Source organism: Oleomonas cavernae (assembly GCF_003590945.1).
GTDB lineage: Bacteria > Pseudomonadota > Alphaproteobacteria > Zavarziniales > Zavarziniaceae > Zavarzinia > Zavarzinia cavernae.
On record NZ_QYUK01000011.1, the window covers coordinates 345,420 to 364,869 of the forward strand.

The following is a 19,450-nucleotide window of genomic DNA, read 5'->3' on the forward strand; positions in this document are numbered from 1 at the left end:
GCGATTTTATCGCCGCGCCACTATCGCCCTCCGCCAGATGGGCCGCCGCCCGCAGGATCGAGGCCTCGGTATGGACCCGGAAGCGCCGGTTCGTTGCCGCGGGGTCATGATCGTGCTGGTGATGGCGATGGCCTGGCGTGTCTCGCCCCGCGCCAGACAGTGGGCGGCCTGGGCAAGGCGGATCTGTTCGGCGACGGCGGGGCAGTGCCGCATGCCGCCTTGGGCAAGGGCATCGAGGTCGGCCAGGCGGGCGTTGGCGGCACGGCCCAGCAGCTCCTCCCTGTAACCTAGTATGATCTCGATGCGCAGCAGGCGCAGGCGGTTGCGGGCGCGCGGACCGAAGCGCTTCTCGACGGTTTCCTCGAGTGAATCGGCGAGTGCCAGCGCCGCCTCCGCGCCCGCGCGCTTCGATCTGATCAAGACGGCGACACGGATGCCGGCAATGGCCGTGTCGGCCACACCGTGGCGCAACCCGGCCAGAAGATATCGGTCGATCAACCTTGCCGCCCGATCGAAAGCACCGTTGTCGTAGAGACAGGCCGCCCGCAGGAGTTCGATGGTCGGCCGGATGGCGGCGCCTGGATCGATTTCCGACAGAATGTGCTCGAGCTTGCGCAGGGCATCCAGCGGCATGCCGGCTTCCAGCGATTGCAGGGCGGCGACGACGGCGACCCAGGCGCGGAGATATTGGCTGTCGTTCTTCGCCGTCTCGGCGCGTGCGATATCGAGCGCCGCTGCCGCCCTGATCGGATCAAGGACGGCCATGCTCGACATCGCCAGTGCGATCGCAATCGTGGCCCGATCGATGGGGCAGCGTCTTCGGCCTCGACGAGCCAGCGCGCACCCTCCTGGCGGACCCGGTCGAATTCCTCGAAGCCGAAGGCCAGCAGTATGTTGATAAGCTGCATCCTGAGGGGGCTGGCGCCGCCCGATACCGTGTCCGGGTCATCGATCAGCCTTGCGGCACGGCCGAAGTCACCATGGAAGACGACACTGCGGCTGATCCAGAACAGGTTCTCGGGGGACCGGCTGATGATCGGGGCCAGTTGCTGGATCATGGAAATCAGCGATTCCGATTTCCCCTCTCGCGCAAAAATTTCATCGGCGTGCCTGCACAGCAGGCGCGCTGCCGCCTCGCCATGGCCGGCCCTCAAGCGACAGGACGCGGCCGCGATCCAGTCGTGCCGCGACTCGTGCCAATCGGCCGCGGTCAGGAGGACAAGGTCGACCATTTGGGGATCGCGGTGACGGGCAACCGCTGCCAGATAGGTTCTGAAGAGCGGGTGGATGCTGAAGATGCCTTTGTCAAAAGTGACGAAGGGGCAGGCGTCGACCGCGCGCATCAGCGAGAATTCGGCTTGCCGGCCAGTCACCGCCTCGACGAGGTCGGGCGCGAGGATTTCAAGGGGCGCGATGGTCAACAGCAGTTCCGCCATCTCGGGTGGAACCAGCGCGAGTGCATCCTCGAAATAGGCGGTGAACTCGCGCATCGTGCTCGAATAGGCGCCGGCGATTTCGCTCAGGCGTTCACCGCGGGCCAGTCGCCGCTTGACGACGGCGAGCGCCGCGCCCCAGCCATCGGCGCGCCGGATGATGCTGTCGAGTGCTTTCTCCTCGTCCGGCCGCAGCGTTGCCGGGAACTGGGCGCGTGCCTCGGACGGGGTAAAGGCCAGTTCGGCCAGGCCGATCTCTTCCATCTTGCCATCGATAAGCAGGCTGCCCATGCCACAGCGGAAACGGTGCCTGGCCGTGGCGAGAACCCGGATGGAGCCATTCGCCCGATGAAAACTCTCAACGATGAGTTGGCGTTGCGACTTATGATCGGCGTGGTGAAAATCGTCGATCAGGAGATAGGCCGTCTGCCGGTTCGGTCCCGTGCCGCACAAGCCGGCGATGACGCTTTCCGGCGTGATCGGGACGGGGGCCGCGCCGGTGGCCAGGCGCAGGCGTTCGGCGAAAATTTCGGGGTCCGCGCAATCGGGTTCGCAGGCCAGGAAGGCGAGCGGCACTCCTTGCATTTCAAGGGCGGCCCGGGCATCGCCGAGCACACGAGATTTTCCACTGCCCGGCGGTGCGAAAACTGCCGTGACGATGTTGCGCGACAGGCTTTCCATGATCCGCTCGGAAAGACGCGCGCGCCTCTCGTTGGGTGGCGGGTAGAATTCGTTGCCTGCCGGGCATATCGAATGGGTCTGGAAGACTCCTTCGGACATGGTTCCTCCCCTGGAGGGCACGGGTCACATGGCCGTGCCGCATTATTGTTTGTCATATTCTAGGGGAGAGATGGGCTGTGCAGAATGTCTGATCGGGCCAATTTTCTTGATCGTTTACGCCACGAGCGTATGGTCTATGGGTGTTTCCCTCACCCCGGAAAGAACACGGCCGCATGGGGAAGACCACGGGACAGCCGCTCGACCCCAAGAGCACCGGCCTGGCGCTGGGGCGAACCTTCGAGGACCTGCTGGGGGCATCCAGGGCGTTCCAGCTTGGCCTCGGGGGATCCCGGCAGGGTGACGGAGCGCCCCGGCACGAGGCTTCCGTCGGCGAGATTTCAGGCTACCGCGAGTTTGCCCGCTGCGTGACCAGCCACGCCGTTCAGATCGGCGATGAAGGATTGGGATTGCTGGCCGAGCCGATTTCGCTCGGCACCTTTCACCTCTTGGCAGATGCCGTTGTCGGGGAGCCGACCCTGCTGGACATCTGGCGCAAATGTGCGCGGTTTAATAATACGGTCACATCGGCGCCACCCTTTTCCGTACGCCATGCCGATGATCGCATTGCCCTGGCCTGGGGAGCATTCGATCCGGCCCGCGTCCATCCGCTGTTTCCCTTTGTTCAACTGCTCTTCTTCCAGCGCCTGACCGTTTGGTTGACCGGCCGAAAATCGCTCGAGGGCATTCTCCATGTCCACGCCATGGCGCCCCCCACGTCGCCGACTGGGCGGCGATCCTGAGCGGCCGTGTGGAGCGTTCCGAATTTTTCGGCTTTTCCCTGCCGCGGGAGCAGGGGGAACTCCCCAACATCCGCGACCATCGCGCCTTGGCCGAACTTGCCGGTCGTCCGGCTGAGTATTTGCTCTATGTGGACGACGAGCCCAGCCTGACGGAACGGGTCCGCCGCGTTCTGCTCACCAGGCCCGGCGAAATCGTTTCCTTGAAAGCGGCAAGCAATCTTCTGCGTACCAGCCCGCGCAGCCTGACCCGCCATCTGGCGGCGGAAGGCACCACGTTCACCGACCTGCGTACGGACATGATTTGCGAGGCCGCTGCACGTCTGCTGGGGCAGAGCAGCCTGCCGATTGCCGAAATCGCGCGGCAACTCGGCTTTGCCGAGGCGGCCAGCTTCAACCGCCTCTTCAAGCGCGGCACGGGGGTGGCACCCAGCGCATACCGCCGCACGACGGCCTTGATGCGGATCGACCGGTTCTCCTGACGAACCCTCCTCAGCCAACAAGAAAAAGCGAAAAAGCGCCGATGCCCGTCCTTGGTATGGGATCGGTCCCAGGCGTTCTGGCCTGATCGCTCCAGCGCCCACCTCGCGGGGCGCCGAGAGTTGCTCGCATAACGAGATCAACAGTCGGTTACAGACCAGAAATATCCGCCGGCGCGTACCGGCGGGCAACGGGGGGCTTGTGCTCATGGGAAAGGGAAAGGGGCAGGTCGTCGCGCTCGCGGCGCTGACGACTGCGGCTTTTGGGATCTGCGCGCCGGCTCGGGCGGCGGAATTCCGGGTCGGCGACGCGGACATCACCTTCAGCAACGTGGTCAGCGCCGGCATGCTGATCAGGGCGGAAAAGCCGGATCCGGAATTTGCCGCGCCTGGAAATCTCCTAGGGGGCTATGCCTCGTCGAACGCCTTTGACGACGGTTCGTTGAACTTCGCCAAGGGGGATGTGGTCTCCAGTACCGTGAAGCTGTTCAGCGAACTGAAGGTGGACTTCGGCGATTTCGGCGCGGTCATCAGCGGCAAGGCCTGGTACGACTATGAGCTGGCCCAAGGCACGCAGGACCACGGCAGCATCACCAGCGGTTACGGATCGCCGCGCCAACTCGACGATTCCGATTTTGCCAACCTGGCACGCTTCCAGGGCGTGGCGCTGCTCGACGCCTATGTCCGCGGCAGTGTCGACATCGGCGACCTGCCGCTCGAGCTGCGCCTCGGCCGCCAGGTGGTGAGCTGGGGCGAAAGCACCTTCATCGGCGGCGGCATCAACGTCATCAATCCGATCGACGTGAACGCCTTCCGCCGGCCCGGCGCCGAATTGAAGGAGGGCCTGCTGCCCGTCGGCATGGCCTATGGCAACCTGGGCCTGACACCGGCGCTGAGCCTCGAGGCGCTCTATCAATTCGAGTGGTTGCCGACCGAGATCGATGGCTGCGGTACCTTCTTCTCGACGGTGGATGCCGTCGCCCGGGGGTGCAACACCTTCACCCTGGGGACCAGTGCCGATGCGACCGCCGTGGCTGCAGGCATTGTCACGCAGCGGGCCAGCGACCTGAAGCCCGAGGATGGCGGGCAGTACGGCTTTGCCCTTCGCTATTTCTGGCAGGATCTCGACGTCGAGCTTGGCGCCTATTTCTTCAACTATCACAGCCGCACGCCCTTCATCGGCGCGTACAAGACGACGACGGCAAACGGCAGCTTTCCCTTTATCCCGGGCGATCCCCGAGGTGGCAATCCGCGCTACGTCATCGAGTACCCTGAGGATATCCAGCTCTATGGCGCCAGCTTCGCCACGGTAATTGCCGGCCTTTCTGTCTCGGGCGAGCTCAGCTACCGCCCGGAACAGCCGGTGCAGTTCAATGCCAGCGACATCCTGGCGGCGGCGGTCTCTGGTGGTGTCGCGGTCGATACGCCGCTGTCGGGTCCGTGGTCTCGGCTGGGGCCCGGGGAACTGCTTCACGGCTATGCCGAGCTGCGTCAGACCCGCGCCCAGGTTACAGCCTTCAAGACGCTGCCGCCTGTTCTGGGGGCGGCCGGCATCACCGTGATTGGCGAGGCGGGCGTCGAGTTCCTCGGCAACATGCCGGATGACATCCGTTTCGGCCGCAGTTCGGTCTTCGGCATCGCCGCCCACGGTGGCGTGTGCCGCGAAAGCACGGCCAAGAAATGCGAGAACGACGGCTATGTGACCAACTTTTCCTGGGGCTACAGGGCCCGGGCGGTCTTTGACTACCCGGACATCTATGCCGGCATCAATGCCAAGCCGTTCCTCAGCTGGTCGCACGATGTGAGTGGTTATTCGGCCGATGGCACCTTCATCGAAGGCCGCGTCGGTCTCGGGGTTGGCCTGGACCTTGACTATCAAGGTTACAGCGTCGGCGCCTCCTACACCACTTTCTCGGGCGGCGAATACAACTACGGCCAGGACCGAGATTTCTTCGCGCTCAACGCGACGGCCAGATTCTGAGATCGGCGGGAGGACAAGGTGCATAAGATAGGCGCATATTTTCTGGTCGGCGCGGCCTGTGTTGGTCTGACCTTCGCGGCCCATGCCAAGATGACGCAAGGTGAGGCGGCCCGTTTGGGTGCGGACCTGACCCCCACCGGGGCCGAGCGGGCCGGCAATGCCGCCGGCACGATCCCGGCCTGGGACGGCGGCCTCAAGACCCCGTTGCCGGGCATCGTTCCGGGTGTCTCACGTCCCGATCCCTACCCGGACGACAAGCCGCTTTTCCGCATCACGGCCGCCAATGTCGAGCAGTATCGCGGCCAGCTTTCCGATGGCCAGGTCGCGATGCTGAAACGCTACGCCGACACTTACTATCTCAATGTCTATCCAACACGGCGCAGCGCCGCCCTGCCGCCCGCGATCTATGCCGCGATCAAGGAACAGGCGACGAAGGCCGAACTCGCCGATGGCGGCAACGGCATCAACGACCTTGGACAGTCGACCGTGCCGTTCCCGCAGCCCAAGGACGGCCAGGAGGCGATCTGGAACCATCTGGTGCGGTACCGAGGCGAGGCGATCGACCGCCGCGTGCTGCAGGCGGTGGTGCAACGTGACGGGTCTTTCGCGCCGGTCATCATCCGCGACCTGATTTCCTTCCGTCCATCGTTCGCCGGCAAGCCCGAGTACGACAATACCCTGTTCATGGATGTGCAGAAGGTGTTGGCCCCGCAGCGCCTCGCCGGCACGGCGCTGCTTGCCATCGATTCGGTCAACCAGGTGACCGAGGCCCGGCAGGCCTGGGTCTACAATGCCGGCACGCGCCGCGTTCTTCGCGCGCCCGAGGTGGCCTATGACAACCCGGGCACAGCCGCGGACGGTGCCCGCACGACCGACAACTACGACATGTATAACGGCGCCATTAACCGCTACGACTGGAAGCTCTTGGGAAAGCGTGAAGTCTACGTTCCCTACAACGCCAACAGGCTCGACTCGCGTGGCCTCAAATACGCGGACATCATTCAACCGGCCCATCTGAATCCCGAGCATCTGCGCTACGAACTGCACCGCGTGTGGGTGGTCGAGGCGACTCTGAGGGAAGGGATGCGCCACATCTATGCCAAGCGCGTCTTCTATCTCGATGAAGATTCGTGGTCTGCCCTGCTGATCGACCACTACGACGGGCGGGGCGAGTTGTGGCGCACCTCCGAAGGTCACATCATGGAGTACACCGAAGCATCGGTGCCGTTCTATGCGGTCGAGACCCTGTACGATCTCAACGGCGAGCGCTATCTCGCCTTCGGCATGAACAACGAGGAGCCCTACGAACTCAATTTCGACTGGCGCGCCGAAGAAGGTTTCTACACCCCGAGCAGTTTGCGGCGCTTCGCCAATTGAGGCCATAGCTGCCCCAATAGCATTGTCCACTCTCCGCGTGCATGTCTCCTCCAAACCGCAGGCACGCCAACTTTGCCCCGGAATCTCAGGCGCCGTCCTGATATCCGGGGTTTTTTTAGGTCCGCGAAGCCGGTGGAGGCCCTGACGGAAATGTGGTGCGGGCGACATATTGCAATGGATAGGAGGATGATTGATGAGGTGGTGCGAAGGTACTAGATCAGCCCGGAGCCAATGGCCCGATGGAGAGGGGTCTTATTTACCTTGGTAGCGGCGCGAGAGCTGGTCGAGTGTTGCCGCCCGCCGGGTGATCAGCTCGAGGCGGGCGTCTTCACGGGGCAAACAGGGCGGTCGAGCGAAGGGTTGCTACACCGCGGTCGACAATCGGATGGCGCATGTCCTCGATCGCCGCCTGCCAGGAGGGACGGGCGCGGACCCGGTCGTAATAGGTCAGGGTCGCGGGAAGCCCGCCTGCGGCAGCAAACCGGGGGAGCCATCCGGTCTCGTCCAGGCGCAGGAGGGCGCAGGCCAGCGAGATGTCGGCGAGGGTGAATTCGGCGCCGAGCAGCCAGGGGCCGGCACTGTTGCCAAGTGCCGCCTCCACCCTCGCCAGATGGCCGCGCATGGGCCGCCGGCTGGCGTCGATCAAGGCCGCCACGGCCGGCAGGCGCATCGCTCGGCGGAGCCCCAGCAGCTTGGCCATGAAGAAGAAGGCGGGGCGCTTGCGATCGAAATGGAACAGCAGGCCGACGGCGATCCGGCGCAGCGGCACAAAGCGGATCATGGCGGCGAAGAGCGGCAGCGTCAGCCCCGGAATGCAGGCCCCGAGACGGTCTGCCGCGCGCCCCGTCGGGTCGCTGCTGGACAGGGAGCAATAATCGATCCACCAGGCCATTTCGGCCTGCGCCGCGGCAGCGGCGGGCACGAGCGACGGCGCCCCGGGCCCCGCCGCGCGGGAGGCATAGGCGAGGATCTCGTCGGATTCGTAAATGGGATGCCCGTTGTGCACCAGGACAGGAATCAGGCCAGACGGGTTGATCTGCAGATATTGGGGGAGATGGTGCCGTAGGCGCCGGTCTCGATGAGGTCGATGTGCCGGTGGCGATAGGGAATGCCAAGTTCCGCCAGGACCAGCCGCGCCTTGCGCGAGCAGTGGGAAAAGGCGTTGCCGTAAAGCTCGAACTCCTCGCTGTGGGGCAGCGTAATGTCCGCTTTGAGGCCACCGCTGACCGGATGGGTGCGCCGTCGCCGCTTTTCACGGGCGAAGACGAGTGCGGCCCCAGCCACGGGGATCAGCGCCGCTGCCAACCACACGCTCATGAGCGTCCCCCAGGGTTCCGGCCGCCGGCCGCGGCACGACTCGCTCCCTGCCGGGAGTCGTTAATTTGCATCTCGGTTCATAAATGAACAGATTTGTTCAATATCAGTCATGCTTGCGCAGTGTCAAGCTTTTGGAATTTACGGTCTCGTCGGTTGCCTGCACCGCAACCAACCAAGCCACAACAGCAGGCACGCTGCCCCAGCGCAAAATTCCCTTGAATCGGGATATGGACTAGGCTTCCGTCTGCTCGTGTCTGCCCAAGGTGCTCATGAACTCCGTCCCGTCGACCAGGCAATTCAACGAAACGCAGCAACGGATTCTTGATGCCGCGATCGACTGCGTGAAGCAGTGGGGAATCGACAAGACCAACCTCAACGACATCGCCAAGCAGGCGGGGGTGACGCGGCCGACGGTCTACCGCTACTTCGCCAGCCGCGACGAAGTGCTGACGGCGGCACTGCTGCAATCGGGCTTTGCCCTGGCGCAGCGCATGCTGAACCAGATCGACCGCTATCCCGAGCCGGGCGAGCGGTTTGTCGAGGCGGTTCTGTTTGCCCTGGGTGAATTCCCCAACGAGCCCTATCTCGCCGTGATCACGCGAGGCGACCTCACCTCCTATGTCAGCGGGGATGCGCTCAACAATGCGGAAGGCTGGGCCTTGTCGCTGGACCTGACGCGCCGGATCCTGCATGACTTGGTCATCCCCGAATCCGACCTGGAGGAAATCACCGAGGTGTCGGTGCGAATGATCCTGTCCCTGCTCATCATGGCCGGGCCCAGGCAGCGATCGGTGGAGGAGATGCGCGGATTTTTGACCCGCCGCCTCCTGCCCATGCTCGGGCTCGAGCACTATCCCCGCCGCGGCGCCTGATGCGGTCGCCCGTTCAGACTCCCTTGCGCTTGAGTTCCTGCGGCGTGTAGTCGGTCAGTTTCCGGCCGCCCTCGTTGTAACGCATGCGATCGCTGACCTCGTTCGACAGCCGGTCGGCCATGTACGCGCCCGAGATCAGGTCGTGGTAGACGGTCACCCGCTGCTGGAAGAACTGTGAGCCATAGTCATAGGATGTCGTGTTCATCGCCGCGCGGTAGAGCATGCCCCGCGCGTCGTACATGTCGGCCAGCACCGGATTGAAGGAATCCTCGTCGACATAAAGCGTCCGCGCCGCATAGATGTGGCGCAGGCCGGGCTTCAGCTTGGCCTTCAGGATCCAGACGCGGTGCAACTCCCAGCGCACATGGTCGGGGTTGAGGTGGGACGCCCCCAGCAGGTCCTTGTACTTCACCCCCGGATCCTCGACCCGGTAGTTGTTGTAGGGAACGAAGACCTCTCGCTTGCCGGCCAATTCCCAGTCGTAGCGCTTGGGCGACTGGGTCCACAGGCCGGTGTCGTCCACGGTGTGGAACCCGCCGGGCCCGAGCGGATAGTCGCCGGCGATCTCCGGTACCTGCTTCACCCGCCTTGTGCCGGGGATGTACTGCCAGGCCTGGCTGGGCCTTGCGCCGTAATCCCAGAATTCCCGGACCAGCGTGATGCTGCCGCGCTCGCGCTCGGGCTTGAGCGTGCTGCGGAACACGAAAGCCGACTCGCCGCCGAACGCCTCGCGTTGCACCGACGGGTCGTAGGCCGCGCAATAGATGTCCCACAGCTGGGCGCCCCAGGCGATATTGCCGTCGGGATAGGCCACCGCCTCGTCCATGGTGCCGCGCTGGGTAAAGCCGCGCGGGATGGTGATGATGTTCCAGATCGTCTCCAGCCCGTTCTTGGGGAACGGGAAGGCCGGGGCCCCGAACACGCCCGTCACCCCTTCGCTGTCCGGCGTCACCTGGGCCGAGGCGGCATTCAGCTTGAGATTGGCGGTGACCCAGTCCGTCAGGCGGAAGTCGCGGTGGCAGGGATAGACATCCATGCGGAACGTCTTGGGGTATTTCTGCAGCATGGCCTTCTGGCCGTCGCCCAGCCGGCTCGCATACTGCTGGAAATTCTGCCCGGTGATCGAGAACAGGGGCTTCTCGGCGGCATAGGGGTCGGCCAGCGGCTTGCCCGTGCCGGCGAAGGCGATGCCCGGCGGCGCGCCCTGCCATTGGCCGGACCAGGGAGCCAGCAGGCCGTCGGCACTGCCTTCCTTCACCGCGCCGACCGGCGTCAGGGACGTGCCGAGTTTCGCGATGTCGTCGGCCGATGCCGCCGCCCGAAGATAGCGGGGCGCCATGCCGGCCAGCAGGGCCGAGGCACCGGCGCCCTTGATGAATGTCCTGCGATCCATGAGCTTTCTCCCGCTGTTCTTGTCGTTGCGCTCAGAAGGTGTACTTGACCGTGGCGACGACATAGTCGCGGTCGACCAGCGGCCGCTCGATCCGGTGGTAGGAGCCGAAGAAGGCGTTGTACATCACGCCGATCTCGAGATTGTTCAGGTGCCGGAACTTGACCCCGGCCGCGACCCGCACGTCGCCCGATCCAGACAGGGCGCCGAGCGAACCCGCAACGGCCGGCGTGCCAAAGGCAATGCCGAAGACGACGGGCACGGACATGTCCCAGCCGCCCGGGAAGACATCCGTATAGCCGAATTCGGCAAGCCCCTGGATGCCCCAGGAGGTCTTGTCGCCGGTCAGTTCGCGGAATGCGTTGATGTTGTTGCCGTTGCCGTCCTGCAGGGGCTGGCCGTCAACATCGTAGAGATAGAGGGTATCGTGGCGGACGACATGGTTGAGGCTGGCCTCGACCACCAGGTTGAGCGAATCCCAATAGGCTGTCGTTCCGCCGACATAGAGGCCGCTGAGATTGACCTGCCAGGTATCGCCGCGGACCGGCTGTGGCGCGGTGATCCCGGCCAGGTCGCCGTCGACCAGCATGGGCACGCCCTGGCGATAGGCGAATTCGAAGCCGACATTGACGGGCCCGAGCGTCGTGGTCGCGCTGGCGCCATAGAGCTTGATGTCGTCGAAATAGCGGATGTTGTAGCTGTAGGGCAGATAGACCGACGCCACGGAGGCGATGACCTCGTCGACCACGTCCGTCACCACGTTCTCGACCGCCGAACAGTCGAGCCCGAGCGTACCGCACAGGCCCGACACCACGCCGAGCACCGTGCCCTCGCGGAAGGGGTTCGACCTGATCGTCGAGACATTGAAGAGCGGCGACGGGTTCTTGTCGTGGTAGTTGAGGACATAGAGGCCGGTGGTCAGATTGTCGGTCAGGTCGTACATCAGCCCGGCGCCCCACTGGCCGCTGTTGGGCTTGATCTCACCGGCGTAGTCGACGTCGAAGCGGTGGTAGTCGGCATCGGCGATCCCCAGCGCGTTGTAACTCAGGATGTCCGACAGGATCTGCGCCGCCTGGATCGGCAGGCCGAGCTGGTCGCAGCTCGGGATCGCGGCACTCAAGGTACAGGCGGAGGCAAGCTGGGCGATGATGTCGGGGAAGGGATTCTTGGCGCCATAGGCGAATTCAGCGCCCGGCCCGACAATGTCGGAACGGCTGAAATAGGCGCCCGGGCCATCCAACTGATTGAATTCATACATGGGCTGGTAATAGCCCACGACGGACAGGCGCGGCGTCACGCCCCAGTTCATCGAGATCTGCGGCTGGGGCAGGAGGATGTCCTTCACCTCCGCCCCCGGCGTATTGGCGCGGGTGACGTCGACCACGCCTTGCGAGATCGCTATATTGCCGAAGAACAGGCTTTCGCCCCAGGCCACCACCTGATTGCCCACGCGAACCGAAAGATCGGTGTCGAACACTTCGAAATTGCCATAGGCGAAGAGATTGAGCAGGCGGAAGCGCCCGCCGTTGGCATAGCGCGTGCCGCCCATGAATTCATCCGGCTCCCCGCTCTTCTTGTTGATGCCGTCGGGGAACACGGTGTCGTTGGAATTCGACTGGTGGTAGACCAGATCGTAGAAGCCGTTGCCGCTGAAACTGAGGCCGTAGTCCTGATACTTGAACTCGGCCTCGAGCAGGGCGCTGGCCGCATTGGTGATCAGGTCGCCCTTCTCGAAATTCAGGTTCGGATCGTCGAAATTATAGGTGCGGGGAACCAGGATGGAGGTCGTGACGGCGGGCAGCAGCGGCACCGGCTCGAGGAGCCTGACCGTGATCTGGTCGGTTTCGGGCGAGAAGGACCGCGGGTTGGGATCTTCCGCGCGGATGCCGACCTGATAGGTCGTGGTCAGGCCGACCGACAGGGTGGCGCCATTGTCGAATTCATAAACCTCCGATAGCGCCGAGGTGGCGGCCCCCAGGATGCTGCCGGCGAGCGCCGCCCGCAGCGCCAGTCGCCCAGCTTCCGTCAGGCCGCCCCGCTGCCCGACCGCTGCCCTGTTCTTCGCCATCCCCGCGGCCCCCTGCCGATGTTTGCGCGGCGCCTGTTGCGTTTGCCGCTGGTTCCGCCGCTCAGATCCACAGGTCGGTGTTTTCCAGGCCCAGCATCACACCGCCCCAGTTCCGGCCGATCGAGTCGACCTGGTTGGCGGCGTGGGCCTTGCCGGTATGGATGTCCGCCAGGATCCGGGCGAAGGGCAGCCTGTTGAACACGGCCGCGCCGCCGCCCGCCTTGAACAGGCGCAGGGCCAGGTTGGCACAGCGTTCCGGCACATCGGCCGACTGAAAGCGATAGCGCAGGCGGTCGGGCAGCAGGACGAATTCGCCGGCACAGGCCTGGCGGTACATGGTGTCCATGTTCCGGTGCAGGACCAGCTTCATCGTGTCGATCGCCGACGCCGCCTCGGCGCAGGCGAGCTGGGCGCTGGCATCCTCCGCCGTGCGGGAACCGGTGACCGTGGTACGCTTGGCGCCATAGTCGAGGAAGGCGTTCAGCATGGCCTGCAGCGCGCCGATCGACGCGGTCGAGACAGCCCGGATGAAGACCTGCGGGTGGGGCATGCGGAACAGCGGATGGGTGTTCACCGCGTTGCCCGGGCTGTCGCACATCATGCCGTCCATGAACTTGTGCGTGCGGTGCTCCGGCACGAAAGCGTCCTTCACCACGATGTCGTGGCTGCCCGTCCCCTTGAGGCCCAGCGTGTCCCAGGTGTCGACGATCTGATAGTCGGCGCGGGGCAGCAGGAAGGTGCGCATGTCCATGTTGCCCGAGCCGGGCTCGACCTCGCCGCCCAGGAAGATCCACTGGCAGTGCTCGCAGCCCGACGAGAAGCGCCAGCGCCCGTTGAAGATGTAACCGCCATCGACCGGCTGGGCGTTGCCCTGGAGCATGTAGGTGGAGGAGACCAGGACCGAGGTATCCTCGCCCCACACGTCCTGTGCCGCCTTGTCGTCGAACAGGGCGAGCTGCCAGGGGTGGCAGCCGATGACGCCGTAGCACCAGGCGGCGGACATGTCGCCTTCGCCAAGCGTCATCAGCACGTCGTAGAAGACATTGGGATGCATCTCGTAACCGCCCCAGCGCCGGGGCTGGAGGACGCGAAACAGCCCGGCCGCCTGCAGGGCGGCGATGGTGGCCGCGGGCAGCCGGCGGGCGCGTTCCGCCTCGGCCGCCTGTTCGCGCAGGAAGGGGACAAGGGCCCGCGCGCGGGCGCGGATTTCATCCTCGCTGGGAATGCTGGTGTCGAATTCGACGGCGCCATCCATGATCGATCCCCCGTGCTTGTCCTTGCCGGTCTGCCGCCGGCCTCTTTCCAGTAAAGCGATCTTCAGCGCCCCGGCTCGGACCGGCATCGTCTAACCGGACTATTGGCTCAGTTATTGGGTTGAATAAGACGCGTATCGCCTTGGTGAAATCGCAAATACCAACCCGTTGGATGGCGAGAAATCCATCCATTACTGCATAGATATTGGAGCGGATTTGGAATCCGCCGGATTTGCTCTTGTCTGTCCCGCGCGAAGTCTGGCTTCAGGGGGCGCGGATATTCCTTACGCAAGTGTGCAACATCGCGTTACCTCTCGACGAAGGCCCGTTCGAACACATAGTCGCCGGGAACGCCCAACTGGGGCGACATCTTGAAACCCCGGGCGTCCAGCAGGGCCTGAAGATCCTTCAGCATGGCCGGGCTGCCGCAGATCATGACGCGGTCGGTCGCCGGGTCGAGCGGCGGCAGGCCGACATCGGCGAAGACCCGCCCCGATTCGAGAACCTCGGTGATGCGGCCCTGGTTGTCATAGGGTTCGCGCGTCACCAGCGGGTAGTAGATCAGCTTGCCCCGCACCATCTCGCCGAAGATCTCGTCACCGGGCAGTTCGTGGCGAAAGAAATCACGATAGGCGAGCTCGCTCGTGTAGCGCACGCCGTGCATGAGCACGATCTTCTCGAAGCGCTCGTACATCGCCGGGTCCTTGGCCAGCGACAGGAAGGGGGCGAGGCCCGTGCCGGTCCCCATCAGGTAGAGGTGCCGGCCCGGGCGCAGGTCGTCGAGCAGCAGGGTGCCGGTCGGCTTGCGGCTGACCAGGATTTCCTGGCCGGGCTCGAGGTGCTGAAGCCGCGAGGTCAGCTTGCCGTCCTGGACCTTGATGCTGAGGAATTCCAGGTGTTCTTCGTGATTGGCGCTGGCGACGCTGTAGGCGCGCAGCAGCGGGCGGCCGTCGACGGGCAGGCCGATCATGATGAACTGGCCGTTCTCGAAGCGAAGGCCGGCGCTGCGCGTGGTGCGGAAGCTGAATAGGGTCTCGTTCCAGTGGTGCACGTCGAGGACGCGTTCGGTGCCGATGGTCGACATGGCGTTCCCACTCCTCAGAGGCCGAAGCCGCCGGAGACGTTGATCTGCTGGCCGGTGATATAGGCGGCCTGGTCCGAGGCCAGGAACACGGCGGCATGGCCGATCTCCTCGGGCCGGCCGAAGCGCTTCACCGACAGCATCTTCAGCGTCTCCTTGATCCAGTGCTCGTTGAACACGCCGCGTTCCTTCAGCTCCAGGAACATGCCCGCCTCGATGACGCCGATCAGGACCGAATTGGCGCGGATGCCGTTGACGCCCTCCTCGCGGGCGATGCCCTTGACCAACGCCTCGTTCGCCGCCTTGGGCGCAACCGAGAGGCCATCCTTGCGGGGCCACCGCACATGCCCGGCCGAGCCCAGATGGACGAAGGAGCCGCCACCCTTTTCCCGCATATGCGGCACGGCGGCCGAGACGGTGTTGAAGAAGCCGAAGGTCTCGGTCTCGATCGATCGGCGCCACAGGTCCGGGCTCACATCGGCGATGGGCAACTGCTCCACCACCGGGCCGGCGGCGAAGACCACGGTGTGGATCCGGCCATGGTCGGCGACGGCAGCGGCCACCATGGCCCGCACATTGGCCGCATCGGTGAGATCGGTCGAATGGGTGCTGGCTTTGAGGCCCAGGTCGCGGCATTCGCCGGCCAGCGCCTCCGCCACGTCGGCCTTGCGGCGATAGGTGACGGCGATGTCGCTGCCCGCGAGCGCGAAACACTTCGCGACCGCGCGGCCGATGCCGCCGCTGCCGCCCACCACCAGGGTGGCGCCGGCCGGGAACTGCCGGGTTGCCTGGTCGGCCATCAGGCGGCCTCGTCGAGCTGTTCGATCTGCGCGAGAACGGCCGGCTTGAGGCCGGCGCCATCCTCGGTCAGCAGGTCGAGGGCGACGGCCGGCCGACAAAAGAAGCGCACGAAATCGGTCTGCACCCGCTCGATCACGGCGTCGTGCGCTTCGTGCATGCCGTCGGCCACCCAGTTGGCGAGCCTTGTCTGCTGCAGGGCCAGCACCATGCGCGCCTGGTCGGGGCCCTTGCCGCCGACCATGTGACCTGCCGCGATGCCCCAGGCCAGCACCTGCTCGATCGCGGCGATGCCGCGTTCCCAGATCTGCTGCTCGTCGCTCGTGGGCTGGGCGGCGGCGTGATACCAGGCATAGCCTTCCTGCAGGATCAGGCGCAGGTAATCGGTGTGTCCCAGCAGGAACTGCATATGGGCGCGCTGCACCCACAGCATCTGCACCATGGACTGCGGCCGCTCCAGCGAGGCCTGCACCTTCTGCAGCACCGCCTCCAGCATCTCGTTGTCCCGCGCGATCAGGATGGCCCGGTGCAGTTCCCGTTTGCCCGGATAGAACTGGTAGAGCGTGGCGAGCGAGATGCCCGCTTCCCGTGCCACGTCCTGCATCCGCGCACTGGCGAAGCCGCCGTCGGCAAAGACCCGCTCGGCCGCGTCCAGGATGTGCTCGCGCGACAGGGCGTCCTTGGCGGCGCGCAGCGCCTGCGCCGCCTGGGCACGGCGGCGGCCCGCCTCGCTTTCCGCCGGTTCGGCGGTCTTTGGTTCAACGCTCATGTCTTCCGTCGGGCCATTCGTGCAGATCGGGTGCAGGCCATCATTGACAAACAGAACTGTTCTTTCCAAGATAGTAATTGAAATTACCTACTTTGCAAGGGCCGTTACCGGCCCGGTCAAAGCGAAGGGAAGGCGGAACAGGGGCGGCAATGCAGGGCGAGGCCTATGATTTCGTTGTCGTCGGGGGCGGATCGGCGGGCTGCATCGTGGCGGCGCGGCTGGCGGCGGGCGCGCGCGTGCTGCTGCTGGAAGCCGGCGACGCGGCAACCGCGCACCCGGAGACTCAGTCCGCCGACGGCTTCAAGGATGCCTTCAGCAAGGACGCGCTGATGTGGCACCGGATGTCGGCCCCGCAGGCTGATTGCGGCGGCCGCTCGCTCTATGTCGGTACCGGCCGGGTGATGGGGGGCAGTGGTTCGGTCAACGGCATGGTCTATACCAGGGGCGACCGCCGCGACTTCGAAAACTGGCCCGCGGGCTGGCGGTGGCAGGATATCGGCCCCGCCTTCGCCGCCGTGGAGGCGCGCCTGGGGGTGAGGCCGCGCCCGGCGACGCCCTTTGCCCTGGCCTTCATCGATGCGGCGGTCGAGGCCGGCCTGGCCCGCAAGGACGGCCTGAACGACGGCGATCTGGGCGGTGTCGTCGGCGCCAACGACATGAACTACGAGGGCGACACCCGCCGTTCCTCCTATCGCGCCTTCCTGCACCGGCGGGACCTGCCGGGCCTGACCGTGCGCACCGGCGCCGCCGTCCGCCGCATCCTGTTCGACGGGTCGAAGGCGGCGGTCGCGGTGGAATTCGCGGCCGATGGCGCGGTCCACCAGGCGCGCGTCGGCCGGGAACTGGTTTTGTGCGCGGGGGCGCTGGAAACGCCCCGCCTGTTGATGTTGTCCGGCGTCGGCCCGGTGGGCGACCTGGAACGGGTCGGCATCCGCCCGGTGCAGGATGCGCCGGGGGTGGGCCGCCACCTGCAGGATCACCCCAATGTCTGCATGTTCTACCGTGCCCGGGCGCCGATCGATTTCCAGTATCCGCAGGTCTACGGCTTCGACGCCGCCCGCCGCCCGGCCGATGCGCCCAAGGGGCAGGCGCCCGATACCTGCTTTGTCTGCTATGCAGCACCCGCCTCGCTGAAACAGTCGATGGCGCGCATGGTGCCGATCCTGGCGCTGCCCGGCCGGCTCTATCGCCTCGCCTTCCTGCGCAAGCTGCTGCGCGGGCTGATCGACCTGGCCTTCCTGCTGCCGCCCTTGCGCCGGTTCGTGGCCCAAGTCTTCGGCATCGTCGTCATCCTGGGCAAGCCGACCTCGCGCGGGCGCATCACGCTCGCCTCTTCGAGCCCGGACGTGCCGGCGAAGATCGACCTTGGTTACTACGCGACGCCGCAGGATCGCGAGACGATGCGCGCCGGCATCGCCAAGGCGCGCGACATCGCCGCCCGCGCCACCTTGCGTGCCGCCGGCGCCACGCCGCTGTCGGCCGGCGCCAAGCCGGTTTCGGACAAGGCGCTGTGGAAATGGCTGACCGCGGCGACCATGACCACCTTCCACTTCTGCGGCAGTTGCCGCATGGGCGACGACGCCGACAGCCCGGTCGACACCAGGCTGCGGGTCAAGGGCCTGCGCAACGTGCGCGTGGCCGATGCCTCCGTCATCCCGGAAATCCCGGTTTCCGCCCTGAACGCGCCGGCCATGATGATCGGCTGGCGCGCGGCGGACTTCATCCTGCAAGGAGACGCGGCATGAGCCTGCCGAATGTTGCCGCCGCCAATGTGGGACCCCGCTCTTCGCCCGCGGTCATCCACTGTATCAACCCGGCGACCGGCGAATCCCTGGGCGACGTGCTGGTGGCGACGCCAGACGACGTGAGCGCCGCAGTGGAGCGTGCCCGCCTCGCCCAGAAGGCCTGGGGCAGCAGCAGCTTCGCCCAGCGGCGCCGGGTGCTGGGCCATCTGCTGGACCTGGTCGTGAGCAGGATGGACGACATCTGCGGGGCGGTGGTCGAGGACAGCGGCAAGACGTTCGAGAATGCCTTGCTGGGCGAGGTCATGCCCGTGTGCAACAAGATCCGCTGGGTGATGAAGCACGGCGAGCGGCACCTGCGGCCCGAGAAGGTCGGCACCGGCATCCTGCTGCACAAGAAGGGCCGCATCGAGTACCGGCCGCTGGGCGTCGTCGCCTGCATCGTGCCCTGGAATTATCCCTTCCAGAACATCTTCGGTTCCTTCGTGGCGCCCCTGATGGCGGGCAATGCGGTGGTGATCAAGGCGTCGGAAGCGGTCGCCTGGTCGACCCGCTTCTTCCAGACCCTCATCGACGAGGCCCTGCGCCGCGAGGGCTTCTCCGCCGACACGGTGCAGATCATCAACGGCTTCGGCGAGACCGGGGCCGCCCTGGTGCGCGCCCGGGTGCAGAAGATCCTGTTCATCGGCTCGGTCGGCAACGGCCGCCGTATCATCGAAGGCAGCGCGGAACACCTCACCCCCACGGTGATGGAACTGGGCGGCAAGGATCCGATGATCATCTGCGACGATGCGGATCTCGAGCATGCGGTTCACTCTGCCTTGGGCGGCTGCTTCATCAACCTGGGGCAAAACTGCATCGCCTCGGAACGGCTGATCGTGATGGAGGGTATTTACGACCGCTTCGTCGCGGCATTCGGCAAGCGGGCAGGGGCCTTGCGCCAGGGTGTGCCCATCGGCCCCGGCATCCTGGACGTGGGCGCCATCAACACGCGCCAGCAGATGCGCGTGATCGACGAGTTGGTGACGGATGCGCTGGCCAACGGCGCCCGCGCCCTGGTCGGCGGCCGCCTGCCCGAGGGGCCGGGGCAATTCTATCCGCCCACCGTGCTGGTCGATGTGACGCCCGACATGCGTATCGCGCGCGAGGAAGTGTTCGGCCCCGTCGCCCTGATCATGCGGGTGAAGGACGATGCGCAAGCGATCGCGCTGGCCAACGGCACGGATTTCGGCCTGCACTCCTCGGTCTTCACCCGCGACAAGGCAAGGGGGAGCGCATTGCCGCGGCACTCGAGGCGGGCGCCACCTGCATCAACGATTTCGGCCTGTGCTACCTGAACCAGGACCTGCCCTTCGGCGGGGTGAAATATTCAG

The 19,450-nt window shown here is 65.5% G+C and carries 16 protein-coding genes and 1 pseudogene; 7 read left to right on the plus strand and 10 right to left on the minus strand.

The annotated features are described in order from the left end of the window. Positions 1-6: 6 nt before the first annotated feature. Entirely contained in the window at positions 7-498 is a 492-nt protein-coding gene (locus D3874_RS28400) for a hypothetical protein (protein WP_119777129.1), read from the minus strand. Then, positions 495-2,213 carry a MalT transcriptional regulator family protein gene (locus D3874_RS05190; RefSeq protein ID WP_147385535.1) on the minus strand — a complete coding sequence of 573 codons (1,719 nt, stop codon included), beginning with the start codon at positions 2,211-2,213 and terminating at the stop codon, positions 495-497. Before D3874_RS05190 ends, D3874_RS28400 begins: the two co-directional genes overlap by 4 nt. Before the next feature lie 173 nt (positions 2,214-2,386). Here D3874_RS05190 and D3874_RS05195 point away from each other — a divergent pair, with 173 nt between their 5' ends. The 4 genes from D3874_RS05195 (at position 2,387) to D3874_RS05210 (ending at position 6,787) form a co-directional block, all read left to right on the plus strand. Next, the gene (locus D3874_RS05195) at positions 2,387-2,953 is read left to right on the plus strand and encodes an AraC family transcriptional regulator ligand-binding domain-containing protein (protein ID WP_119777131.1); all 567 of its coding nucleotides are present in this window, start codon (positions 2,387-2,389) and stop codon (positions 2,951-2,953) included. Positions 2,954-2,961: 8 nt separating this feature from the next. Further along, a complete protein-coding gene (locus D3874_RS05200; RefSeq protein ID WP_158595844.1) occupies positions 2,962-3,432 on the plus strand; it encodes a helix-turn-helix domain-containing protein in 471 nt (156 codons plus the stop codon). Between the two features lie 205 nt (positions 3,433-3,637). Then, positions 3,638-5,410 (plus strand): DUF1302 domain-containing protein, encoded by a 1,773-nt coding sequence (locus D3874_RS05205; RefSeq protein ID WP_119777133.1) that lies wholly within the window; start codon positions 3,638-3,640, stop codon positions 5,408-5,410. Positions 5,411-5,428: 18 nt separating this feature from the next. Further along, the gene (locus tag D3874_RS05210; protein WP_199698949.1) at positions 5,429-6,787 is read left to right on the plus strand and encodes a DUF1329 domain-containing protein; all 1,359 of its coding nucleotides are present in this window, start codon (positions 5,429-5,431) and stop codon (positions 6,785-6,787) included. A gap of 328 nt (positions 6,788-7,115) precedes the next feature. Here D3874_RS05210 and D3874_RS31085 read toward each other — a convergent pair whose 3' ends face one another. Next, on the minus strand, positions 7,116-7,829 hold the full coding sequence (locus D3874_RS31085) for a glutathione S-transferase family protein (RefSeq protein ID WP_408899981.1): 714 nt from the start codon (positions 7,827-7,829) through the stop codon (positions 7,116-7,118). Beyond that, a complete protein-coding gene (locus D3874_RS05220) occupies positions 7,805-8,104 on the minus strand; it encodes a glutathione S-transferase N-terminal domain-containing protein (RefSeq protein WP_147385536.1) in 300 nt (99 codons plus the stop codon). Before D3874_RS05220 ends, D3874_RS31085 begins: the two co-directional genes overlap by 25 nt. A 269-nt stretch (positions 8,105-8,373) precedes the next feature. Here D3874_RS05220 and D3874_RS05225 point away from each other — a divergent pair, with 269 nt between their 5' ends. After that, the gene (locus D3874_RS05225) at positions 8,374-8,976 is read left to right on the plus strand and encodes a TetR/AcrR family transcriptional regulator (RefSeq protein ID WP_119777136.1); all 603 of its coding nucleotides are present in this window, start codon (positions 8,374-8,376) and stop codon (positions 8,974-8,976) included. A gap of 13 nt (positions 8,977-8,989) precedes the next feature. Here the strand turns inward: D3874_RS05225 and D3874_RS05230 are convergent, their stop codons facing one another. The 6 genes from D3874_RS05230 to D3874_RS05255 all read right to left on the minus strand — a co-directional run bounded on the left by D3874_RS05230 (position 8,990) and on the right by D3874_RS05255 (position 16,335). Further along, positions 8,990-10,369, minus strand: coding sequence for a DUF1329 domain-containing protein (locus D3874_RS05230; RefSeq protein ID WP_119777137.1), 1,380 nt, complete (start codon positions 10,367-10,369; stop codon positions 8,990-8,992). 31 nt (positions 10,370-10,400) lie between these two features. Further along, positions 10,401-12,434, minus strand: a complete 2,034-nt coding sequence (locus tag D3874_RS05235) for a DUF1302 domain-containing protein (protein ID WP_119777138.1) — start codon at positions 12,432-12,434, stop codon at positions 10,401-10,403. Positions 12,435-12,495: 61 nt separating this feature from the next. Further along, positions 12,496-13,689: an acyl-CoA dehydrogenase family protein gene (locus tag D3874_RS05240; protein WP_119782138.1), complete on the minus strand. Its 1,194-nt coding sequence runs from the start codon at positions 13,687-13,689 to the stop codon at positions 12,496-12,498. Positions 13,690-13,994: 305 nt separating this feature from the next. Next, complete coding sequence (locus D3874_RS05245; RefSeq protein ID WP_119777139.1) at positions 13,995-14,771, minus strand: ferredoxin--NADP reductase; 777 nt, start codon at positions 14,769-14,771, stop codon at positions 13,995-13,997. A 14-nt stretch (positions 14,772-14,785) separates the two neighbouring features. Continuing rightward, positions 14,786-15,568 (minus strand): SDR family NAD(P)-dependent oxidoreductase, encoded by a 783-nt coding sequence (locus D3874_RS05250; protein ID WP_119777140.1) that lies wholly within the window; start codon positions 15,566-15,568, stop codon positions 14,786-14,788. Beyond that, the gene (locus D3874_RS05255) at positions 15,568-16,335 is read right to left on the minus strand and encodes a TetR/AcrR family transcriptional regulator (RefSeq protein ID WP_119777147.1); all 768 of its coding nucleotides are present in this window, start codon (positions 16,333-16,335) and stop codon (positions 15,568-15,570) included. The genes D3874_RS05250 and D3874_RS05255 overlap by 1 nt, the downstream gene beginning before the upstream one ends. Positions 16,336-16,484: 149 nt before the next feature. On the opposite strand from D3874_RS05255, the gene D3874_RS05260 reads away from it, so the two are divergent. Continuing rightward, positions 16,485-18,080: a GMC family oxidoreductase gene (locus D3874_RS05260; protein ID WP_119777149.1), complete on the plus strand. Its 1,596-nt coding sequence runs from the start codon at positions 16,485-16,487 to the stop codon at positions 18,078-18,080. Next, positions 18,077-19,449 (plus strand): annotated as a pseudogene (locus D3874_RS05265) (aldehyde dehydrogenase family protein); the annotation flags it as partial. The gene D3874_RS05260 and the pseudogene D3874_RS05265, both read left to right, overlap by 4 nt. Position 19,450 lies beyond the last annotated feature (1 nt).